This window comes from Roseimaritima sediminicola (assembly GCF_009618275.1).
Lineage (GTDB): Bacteria > Planctomycetota > Planctomycetia > Pirellulales > Pirellulaceae > Roseimaritima > Roseimaritima sediminicola.
Genome location: NZ_WIAD01000061.1, coordinates 22136 through 31313 on the forward strand (window position 1 = coordinate 22136; position 9178 = coordinate 31313).

The window sequence follows — 9178 nt, forward strand, 5'->3', positions numbered from 1 at the left end:
GAAGGCACGGAGACGAAGCCGGTGCCCGCGAGACAGAGCAGCGCCGAACGAACCAACGCGGATGCCGACAAGTAGCTCCAGGCAGAACGGCCCGCCAAAGCCGAACCAGCACTCGTCTATTCGCGACCATTCGCGTGATTGGCGGGCTCATACCGTCTTCGGAAACCAGGCCCGCGAATCGCGCGAATGGACGCGAATCGAAACCGCTCGGCAGTACCGACGACCGACCGCCGCATCGATCCAGTCGCTGATCGCGGCAAGTAGAACTAGGTGGCCGGCGGTCGGTGGACGGAGCTTTCCGCCATCGCCCAGGACGAAAAGAAAAACGCGGCGGACACAGAGGACGCAGACACAGGCCTGTGCTTGGGCACTCTGCGCCCCTCTGCGACTCTGCGACTCTGCGTTCATCAACGACTGCGCATGCCGTACCACTAGACTCTGTCTGAAAACCTGGTCGGATGAAAACCTGGTCGGGTGGGATGGATGGGCCGCGAGCCGCTGCGAAAACCCGGCGATCGTGGTTCGGTTCGGTGGTAAGCACGTCGCAACATTTCATTCAGCTTTACTCTCCCACTGGGAGAGTCGGGCTCTCAGGCCCGGAGAGGGTTTTCGTAGGGCCCTCCCCGGGCCTAAGAGCCCGACCCTCCCGCTGCGCGGGAGGGTGTTGTCGCGGGGGTTCACCGAAAGATTCATGCCGACGTGCTTAGGCCCCGACCCCTCTCTCCCGAATCCTGACTCGCTTAGGCTCGCCAGGATTCGGGGGAGAGTCTGGGCTTGGGGACTCTGCGCCCCTCTGCGACTTTGCGTTTATCAACGACCGCGCATGCCGTATCACTAGACTCTGTGCGAAAACCTAGTCGGGTGGGATGGATGGGCCGCGAACCGCTGCGAAAACCTGGCGATCATGGTTCGGTTCGGTGGTAGGCACGTCGCAACATTTCATTCGGCTTTACTCTCCCACTGGGCGAGTCGGGCTCTCAGGCCCGGAGAGGGTTTTCGTAGGGCCCTCCCCGGGCCTAAGAGCCCGACCCTCCCGCTGCGCGGGAGGGTGTTGTCGCGGGGTTTCACCGAAAGATTCATGCCGACGTGCTTAGGACCCGACGCTCTCCCCCGAATCCTGACTCGCTTGGGCTCGCCAGGATTCGGGGGAGAGGGGAGAAAACGATCTTGTTCTTGAAGCGTTTTTGATCGGCAGGGCGGCAGTAAAGAGTCTTCTCCGGGAGCGTTGCTTTTGCTGGTCTCGGCTGGGACAGCCGAGTTACTATGCGTTTGTCTCGGCTGGGACAGCCGAGTTACTATGCGCTGGTCTCGGCTGGGACAGCCGAGCTACTTTGGTCTTCGCTGCTTTGGTGATTGACCTTTACTTGGCAACCACAAATCGACTCTACTGGGGGGCGGGCAAGCAATCCGACGTTCCTCATGGGCTTTCTAGCGTGCCTTCCTCCTCCCATGCACCTTCGTCTGCCTTCGCTTCGGCCGAGCGGTCGCCGGGCCTGCGGGCCAGCGTGATCTTGACCACGTTCCGTTCGCCCGCCTACTTGGACCGTGTCCTCGAAGGGTTCGCCAGGCAATCCACCGGGTCCTTCGATGTGGTCGTCGGCGAGGATGGATGCACCGCGTCCACACGCGCGGTGATCCGGCGGCACGCCGTCCACGCTCCCTTCGCCATTCGCTACCTCGGCCAACCCTATCGCGGCTTCGACAAAACGCGGATCCTGAATCGTGCGATCCAAGCCGCCACGGGCCCCTATCTGATTTTCACCGATGGCGACTGCGTGCCTCGGGCCGACTTCGTCCAGCAACACCTCTTCCACGCTCGCCACGGCCGCTTCCTTTCCGGTGGCTGTTGCCGGTTGCCGAGACCGTTGACCCAGCGGATCCTCTCCGGGACCGCCGCCTACGACGATTTCACGAACCTCCTCTGGCTGAAAGAAAACGGCCTAGCGATGCCTTCCAAATGGACCTGGATCGCGCGCCACCCACGCTGGGCGGCTTGGCTGGATCGCGCCACCACCACTCGGGCTTCGTTCAACGGACACAATGCGTCGGCCTGGAAAGCGGACCTGGTCCGCGTCAACGGTTTTAATCTCCAGATGCGGTACGGCGGTCTGGACCGGGAACTGGGCGAGCGACTGGAGAACGCGGGGATCCGCGGTTTGCAACTACGGCACCGAGCGATCGTTTATCATTTGGATCACGATCGCGACTATGTCCGCAATAGCGACTGGCAGCGTAATGCCGCGATCCGCAAGCGAGTCCGCCGCCGAGGCATCACTCGCGCTGAACAGGGGCTCGCTCAAGTAACGACGCCCCTCGAAGCCCCTCAAGATTCCACTCGTGACGCCGCGAACGCCGAGGCGGCGACACGAGTCTTTTTCACTCGGCAGGAGATTCCCGTCATGGACAAGAAACCCTCGCGCACCGACCTTCGCAACAGCGCCGACACCCAGGAGCAAGCCGACCAGATCTTCGCGGCGCTCGATCGCCCGGCCACCGACCTGAATGCCCGCAAAACCTTTCCTCAGGATTTTTCCGCTTCCGGTACTGGTAAGGGCGGAGGCGGAGGCGGAGGCGTCGCCAGCATCGAGAACTGAATAAGCTGCCCATCCGGCCCGCCGCCCACCGAATCTCTCTCGTGCCGGCACCGTCGCGAGAGAGGTCGGAGGCGCGGGGCGTGGTCATCTTCCAACCAACGGATCGACAATGGCCCTCGCAAGCGAAACCAGTACGGATACCGCAAACCTCGGCGAGCTGTTGTGGGCCGACGATTGCGTGCTGCGTCTGAAGCACAACAAGACCGTGGGCGTCCTGTTCGCACTGGACAAACTGCTCCGGTCCATCCCCGAACCAACCGCTGAGGAAACCGCCTTCGCCCAGTCCCTGGCCGAATGCCAGCGGGCGAGCGAAGACGTGTTCGAGCGAGTCTTCTGTGACCCGCGAGCGTATCACTGGGCCCGGGTGGCGTTTGATGCGGTGGCCGCGGTTCATCGCGGGGCTACCGTCTCGGCGGGAACCGCCGAGTACTTCGGCGATCTGGGGATCACCGACCCGCGGGAAGGGCTCGCCTATCACCTACGGCAGTTCAACCTGTTCGCCGCGGCGGTGGCCTTGCATAGCGAAACGTCCATTCAATTTAACCCGACGCCGCTGAACACCCCGGCGTACCTTCCCGGAACGACGCTTTCCATCTCGCACGGCGCAGCTCCGGTGGCGCTGTGTGGGGTGCATGCCGACGGCACGCTGCACTTGCAGGTGGCAGGGGTTCCGGTACGGCGTTCGGCACACCAGCCTACACCGCAGGAAAACGGAGAACCCCGTTTGCACGTCGCTCCGCAAGTCGCTTGCGCAGCCGGCTCCATCACCCTCCAGCCGCATGCCTTCAACGTCTCCGGCCTGAAAGACATCCGCTCGGTCGCCACGGCCAGCGTCGAAGATCAGTGCCGGATGGTCGAGACCCTATCGACCTGCCTGCAGACGATCCAGTCGTTCGCACCGGAGTGTTTCCGGCAGATGGGTCAGTACCTGCGGGTGATCGCGTTCAAACCGCCCGGCGCCGGGGGCGTCTTCAACACCAGTTGCTCGCGGCTTCCCGGTGCCGCGATTTTCACCGCCACCGAGAATCCGTGGATGCTGGCCGACGACCTGATCCACGAGTTCTACCACAACCGTCTGTTCGCGTTGGAAGAGCGGTTCGCGTTCTTGATCGATGACACCCCGGAGACGCGCCCCACGACGTTCTATTCGCCCTGGCGTGACGACCCCCGACCGATCTACGGGTTGTTTCACGCGGCCTTCGTGTTCGAACGCGTGCATGCGTTCTGGATCGCTGCGGTGCATTCCGGAAAGCTCGACGAGATGCTCCTGGCGCACGCCAAAGCTCGAGCGGCAAAGCTGGGTCGGCAACTGCAAATCACCTTGGCGCAACTGATCTGCTGGGGCAATTTCAGCGTCGAAGGCCGCGAGATTTGTGAACGGATCAGCGACTCGCTGAAGCGCGACTTGGCGACCGCCGAGCGATTGGGCATCGGCGGCGACACCCCGCTGGTTGATTTCACGCCGGAATCCGGGTTCTGTTACGCGACCACCGAAGACGGCCAACGGGTGTACGCCCAGGACGATCTGATCCGGCATCTTCGCCAGTACGATGTGCACCACCGCACCGACCAGATCGTGCAGGAGCATTTTGAAGAAGTCCGCGATTTTGCGGTCGTCATGGCGGGTTTGTTGTAGCCGCTCTGCGACAGCACGCCCGCCGGGGTAGCGGCAGGCGGCGAATGCGCTGGAGTCTAGGCTTCAGCCGACCAGGAACCCAGCCGAATCGCCTAAAGGCTAGACTCCAGCGCCCAAAGTCTGGCGACTTCAGCTACGGCCGGTCTCTCACGCGACTCGCCGCCGCGGTCCCCGGCGCAATCGCTGGATCGCGGCACGAGCCGGGAGCTCGGCGGCTCGCCACAGGGGCACGACCCGCTTGCCTGGCAGCGACGCTTGGCCTTCGCGATCGTCGATCCTGCGCATCGCCGCAAAGAACCGGGCGTCAAACCAATCCTGCACGCGAGCCCGTCGCGGGCCGCCATCGCCGTAATCAACCGGCAACATGGGGTTGGTGTTGATTTCCCAGACCTGCAGTCTTCCGTTGCAGACGCCGTAATCGATGCGGCCAAAGTCGATACCTGCGGTGTCGAAAATCGCTCGCAGCTGTTCGCGGTGAGGGTCTTCGGTAAGGTACCGCCATTCTTCGTCCAAATAGTTTTCCTCCAGATGCTCCCAACCCTTCACACACCATTCGCTGGCGAAGAAGAGATGTCGAGGCAGGATCTGGTCACCGATCTTGAAGGCTGCGTACTTGCGGTAAACGCCGTCGCCGTCGGAAACATCGCAGAACTCCACGACCAACTTGCCGCGTCGACCGCCGCGGCGTCGTTCGAAGCGCCGTCCCCACCGTTCCAGTTCCGCTTGATCGTGAAGCAGTGGCGAGAGCGGTCCTTTGTGGTCGTCTTCGCCGCGAATGAAAACCGGAAAGCGAGTCGGCCGCGGATGCGTATTCAAACGATGAGCACGAAAGTCGTTGATGCCGCGATCGGCCAGCGTGCGGAGCAGATCGAAACGAAGCTGGGTTTCGCCGGGCGAGTTGAGCACACGAAAGCGGGCGTCGCCGCGCAGTCGTTGCTGGATATCCGCCGCCCGCTTGGTGGCGATGGTGTCGAGCCGTTCGAGGTCCGAGAATATGTAGGTGCCCGGGGCGTAGCGTTTCTGCAGGAACAACCGGCCGTAGCACAGCGGACGAATCGTGTCGGCGAGGGCCGCGCCGCGGGAGGCGAGGCACTTGCGAATCGTGTAATTGTGTCGCTTGGTCGTCAGGAAATAAATCATCGTCGGGCCCAAACGTCGTCGAGGGTGGGTGGCATGAGGCATCCCTGAGGGCGGAGATAGCCGATACCGCCGGGCGTCGTCAACGCCAACGGGCGCCGGTGCGCGATCGGCAGCGCTTGCGCGAACCCGGTGGGCGGAGACCGTGTCATGGCGGGTTTATCCGAACGTTTTCTTTTTTCTTTGTACGTTTTCTTTTCTCTTTTTGCGCTGAGCCGTGTCGTTGACCAGCCGCCCTGAGACATCTGTGAAAACATTTGCGAACCCCGCACCCGCTGGGAGCGCCGCCGCGTCGCCCACCGCGTCATCGATCGGCGGGCCGATGGTCCTGTTGTTGGCCGCGACCGTGGGCCTGGTCGTTGGCAACCTGTACTACATCCAGCCTTTGCTGGGTTTGATCGCCGAGGACCTGGGTCTGTCGCAGGCCCAGGTGGGCACGGCGGCGACGCTGAGCATGATCGGGCAGACGATCGGAATGCTGTTGGTGATGCCGTTGGGCGACATCGTCGACCGCCGGCCGCTGGTGCTGGGATCGGTCGCCGCTTCGGTCGCCACGCTGCTGGCCGTGGGTCTGGCACGCGACCTTGCCAGTTTGTCGATCGCCTGCTTTCTGCTGGGGCTGGCCACCACGGGCACGCATATGACGGTCTCGTTGGCAGCGACGCTCGCGGACGCTCGCCAGCGCGGCCGGGTGGTGGGAACCGTCGTGGGCGGGCTGCTGACCGGACTGCTGCTGTCGTGAACGATCAGCGGCTTGGTCGGCGACCAGTGGGGCTGGCGCACGATCTACTTTCTGGCCGCCGGAACCCTGCTGATCCTGTTGGCGGTGCTGTGCGTTGTGCTGCCCCGCTGTCCGCCGTCGGCTCGACTGTCCTACCCGGCCTTGCTCCGTTCGCTGGGCGGTTTGGTCCGCGACCAACCGGTGCTGCGCGAATCGTGTCTGTTCGGCAGCATGACGTTTGCGGCTTTCAGCGCGTTCTGGATGACGATCGCGTTTCACCTGGAATCGCCGGCGTTGGGTTACGGCAGCGACGTGACGGGGATGCTGGGCCTGTTGGCTCTGGTGGGTGCCTTGGCGGCCGGCAGCGTGGGCCGGTTGACCGATCGTCTCAGCGCCCGCGGCATCTCCGGCGGCTTTCTGGTCCTGACCCTGGGCTCGTTCGGGTCGCTGTATGCCGGCGGCGGATCGCTGTTCTGGTTGGGCGCCGGGGTGGTCTTGATGGACTTGGGTGTCCAGGCCGTTCACGTGGCCAACCAGTCTCGCGTCTACAGTTTGATTCCGGCAGCTCGCAACCGTTTGGGCACGATCTACATCGTGACCTATTTCGGTGGCGGCGCGATCGGTTCGGCGGCCGGTGTGTGGGGCTGGACCCGCTTTGGCTGGGCCGGCGTTTGCACGATCGCAGCCGGTCTGGTGGCGCTGGCCATGCTGCCGCTGTTCGCCCGGCAGCGGGATGGCTAATGGCGTTCTATCAACGGCTCGCAGACACCACGCGTTTTCGACTAGATCACCAGCTCGCTTGCTCGGGCTGGTACAGCAGGTTTTCGATTTTGAATTGCAGGCCGCCGGCACGGTCGGCGCCGCCCACCGCGACTTCGTCGCCGACGCGGTGGCCGAGGATCGCGGTCGCGAGCGGACGGAGGACCGAAAGCCGGTTCCTCGACAGGTCCTCCTGCTCCGGTAAAACCACCGCCACTGTCTGCGCGTGGCCACGGCCGACCTCGGTCAGCTCCACGACCGCGCCCAGCGTGACCACGTCGGCTGGCAGCTCCGCCGGCGACATCACGTCCGCGCGGTGGACCTCTTTCAGCAAACCGGACAACGCCGCACGACACTCCGGTCGCTCGCGGTACTCCCGCTGCAGCAGCTGCAAGAGGCGCCGCCGATCTTCCTCGGTCATCAAAACCGGACGCTCCTCGGCAGTGATCACGACGTGAGGCGGGACGGCAAGCAACATCGAATGGACTCCTTCGAAAGAACCGAACTGAACCACCAGCGGCTGTAGACGAGGCAACCGATGAGATTGAATGCAAGCGGCATGCCATGGAGGTCTGGTGGAGCTTGCTGGATGTGGGCACTGGGCTGCTTTCGGCGGAGCGAAAGGGGGACTCTGGGCTACTTTCGGCGGAGCGAAAGGCGACTCTGTTGAAGCGTCCACTTGGAGTGCGGCTGACAACCTGCGTTGACGGTTGCGAGGATGATCGCGGCGAGAGTAGATTTTCGTGGTTTCCCGCGCGGCGGTTGCGTTTCGCTGGAGTTTCGCTGGCCGATCCGCATCCGACGGCGTGCCCGCGCGGCGATACCGCTCTGTGGCACCCCGATTGCATACTGCTTTGGGGCACGCTTTCTCTTTTTCATTCTAAACGGAGTGTCTTGAATGTCTCTTGATGTGAGGACCAACTTCGGTGGTCTCGTCCTTCGCTCGCCCATCATCGTTGGTGCTTGCCCCTTGACCGCCAGCTTTCAAAACCGCCTGGCGCTGGAATCGGCCGGTGCCGGCGCGATCGTGCTGCCGTCGCTGTTCGAAGAACATCTCGTCGCCTGGAAGCGGGACAACGGCGCCGAGCTCGATCGCCGCGAACAACAGCGGCTGAGCCGCATCGATGGACCGTCCCGCGCGGGGCTGCTGGCGGACGTCGACCGCTACCTGGAGACCTTTGCCGGGGCCCGTGCCGGATCCGACGTGCCGCTGCTCGCCAGCCTCAGCGGCGACTGCGCCAGCGACTGGGGACACCTGACCGACCTGCTTCAGCAGGCCGGTGCCGAGGCGATCGAAATGAACCTTCATCACCGTTCGCGCGCCGGCGAGTACGAGCCGGGGGACGCCGAGGAGGCGGTCGTGAACCTGGTGAAAACGCTGGCCGGAACGCTGGACATACCGCTGTTCCTGAAGCTGCACCGGGAGTACACCAGCGTCAGCTACCTGGCTCGCCGGCTGAGCTCCGGCGTGCAGGGCCTGGTGCTCTACGGCCGCGACCCCGAGATCGATATCTCGCTGCACAGCTTCCGCCTGGAATCGGCCGGACGACGCTACCGCCCCAGCTCGCTGTCGCCGGTGCTGCGCGAGCTGTTGCGCGTGTATGGCCACTGCCCGGCGATGCCGCTGACGGGCTGTGGCGGGATCAGCACGCCGGAAGACGTGATCAAGGTCTTGCTGGCCGGAGCGGACGCGGCGGCCGTGGTCTCGGCGATCTACCGCGAAGGCCCCGAAGTGATTGCGAACATGGTCGCGGGACTGCGGCAATTCCTCAACTCCCACGGCCTCAGCTCGCTGGAGCAACTGCGGGCCCGGCGACCGCTGGAGTTCTGCAGCGACCGCGAACGGGTCCTGGAGTTCGACAACCGGACCAGCGAGTTCGCCTCTCGGAACCAGCCCCACGACCGCTTGACCGTCAAAGCCGACCGGTGGGGCCACGTCCTGTCGGTCTGAGCGCCAGCCCCCGCGCCAGCGTACGGTTCCATCAGCCGCCGCCCGCGGTGGCGTACGGTTCCATCAGCCGCTGCCCGCGCTAGCGTACGGTTCCATCAGCCGAACACGCGCTAGCGTACGGTTCCATCAGCCGCTGCCCGCGCTAGCGTACGGTTCCATCAGCGTGTCGGGGCACGAAAGGGTGCGGCGCCCAGGACGAACGATACCAATGCGGCGGACACAGGCTTGTGCTTGGGGACTCTGCGCCCTCTGCGACTCTGCGTTTATCAACGACCGTGCATCCCGCGTCACTAGACTCTGTCCGAAAACCTGGTCGGGTGGAATGGATGGGCCGCGAGCCGCTGCGAAAACCCGGCGATCATGGTTCGTTTCGGTGGTAA

Annotated in this window: 5 protein-coding genes and 1 pseudogene; 4 read left to right on the forward strand and 2 right to left on the reverse strand. The window is 63.9% G+C overall.

What is annotated here, in order from left to right:
- Positions 1 to 1433: 1433 nt before the first annotated feature.
- Both GE027_RS20095 and GE027_RS20100 read left to right on the forward strand, forming a co-directional pair.
- The gene (locus tag GE027_RS20095) at positions 1434 to 2594 is read left to right on the forward strand and encodes a glycosyltransferase (protein ID WP_162006844.1); all 1161 of its coding nucleotides are present in this window, start codon (positions 1434 to 1436) and stop codon (positions 2592 to 2594) included.
- Between the two features lie 109 nt (positions 2595 to 2703).
- On the forward strand, positions 2704 to 4230 hold the full coding sequence (locus GE027_RS20100) for an aKG-HExxH-type peptide beta-hydroxylase (RefSeq protein WP_153559021.1): 1527 nt from the start codon (positions 2704 to 2706) through the stop codon (positions 4228 to 4230).
- A 147-nt stretch (positions 4231 to 4377) separates the two neighbouring features.
- Here GE027_RS20100 and GE027_RS20105 read toward each other — a convergent pair whose 3' ends face one another.
- A complete protein-coding gene (locus tag GE027_RS20105) occupies positions 4378 to 5370 on the reverse strand; it encodes a hypothetical protein (protein WP_153559022.1) in 993 nt (330 codons plus the stop codon).
- Positions 5371 to 5689: 319 nt separating this feature from the next.
- Between GE027_RS20105 and GE027_RS23485 the strand changes: the two are divergent.
- Positions 5690 to 6829, forward strand: a pseudogene (locus tag GE027_RS23485) (MFS transporter).
- Positions 6830 to 6875: 46 nt separating this feature from the next.
- Here the strand turns inward: GE027_RS23485 and GE027_RS20120 are convergent.
- Positions 6876 to 7325, reverse strand: a complete 450-nt coding sequence (locus GE027_RS20120) for a GreA/GreB family elongation factor (RefSeq protein ID WP_153559025.1) — start codon at positions 7323 to 7325, stop codon at positions 6876 to 6878.
- Positions 7326 to 7817: 492 nt separating this feature from the next.
- Here GE027_RS20120 and GE027_RS20125 point away from each other — a divergent pair, with 492 nt between their 5' ends.
- The gene (locus GE027_RS20125; RefSeq protein ID WP_162006846.1) at positions 7818 to 8798 is read left to right on the forward strand and encodes a beta/alpha barrel domain-containing protein; all 981 of its coding nucleotides are present in this window, start codon (positions 7818 to 7820) and stop codon (positions 8796 to 8798) included.
- Positions 8799 to 9178: the final 380 nt, after the last annotated feature.

What these genes read in the sequence shown, in the direction of transcription:
- GE027_RS20120 (WP_153559025.1), bottom strand. Translation starts at nt 7,325, where the DNA reads ATGTTGCTTGCCGTCCCGCCTCACGTCGTGATCACTGCCGAGGAGCGT.
- GE027_RS20105 (WP_153559022.1), bottom strand. Translation starts at nt 5,370, where the DNA reads ATGATTTATTTCCTGACGACCAAGCGACACAATTACACGATTCGCAAG.
- GE027_RS20100 (WP_153559021.1), top strand. Translation starts at nt 2,704, where the DNA reads ATGGCCCTCGCAAGCGAAACCAGTACGGATACCGCAAACCTCGGCGAG.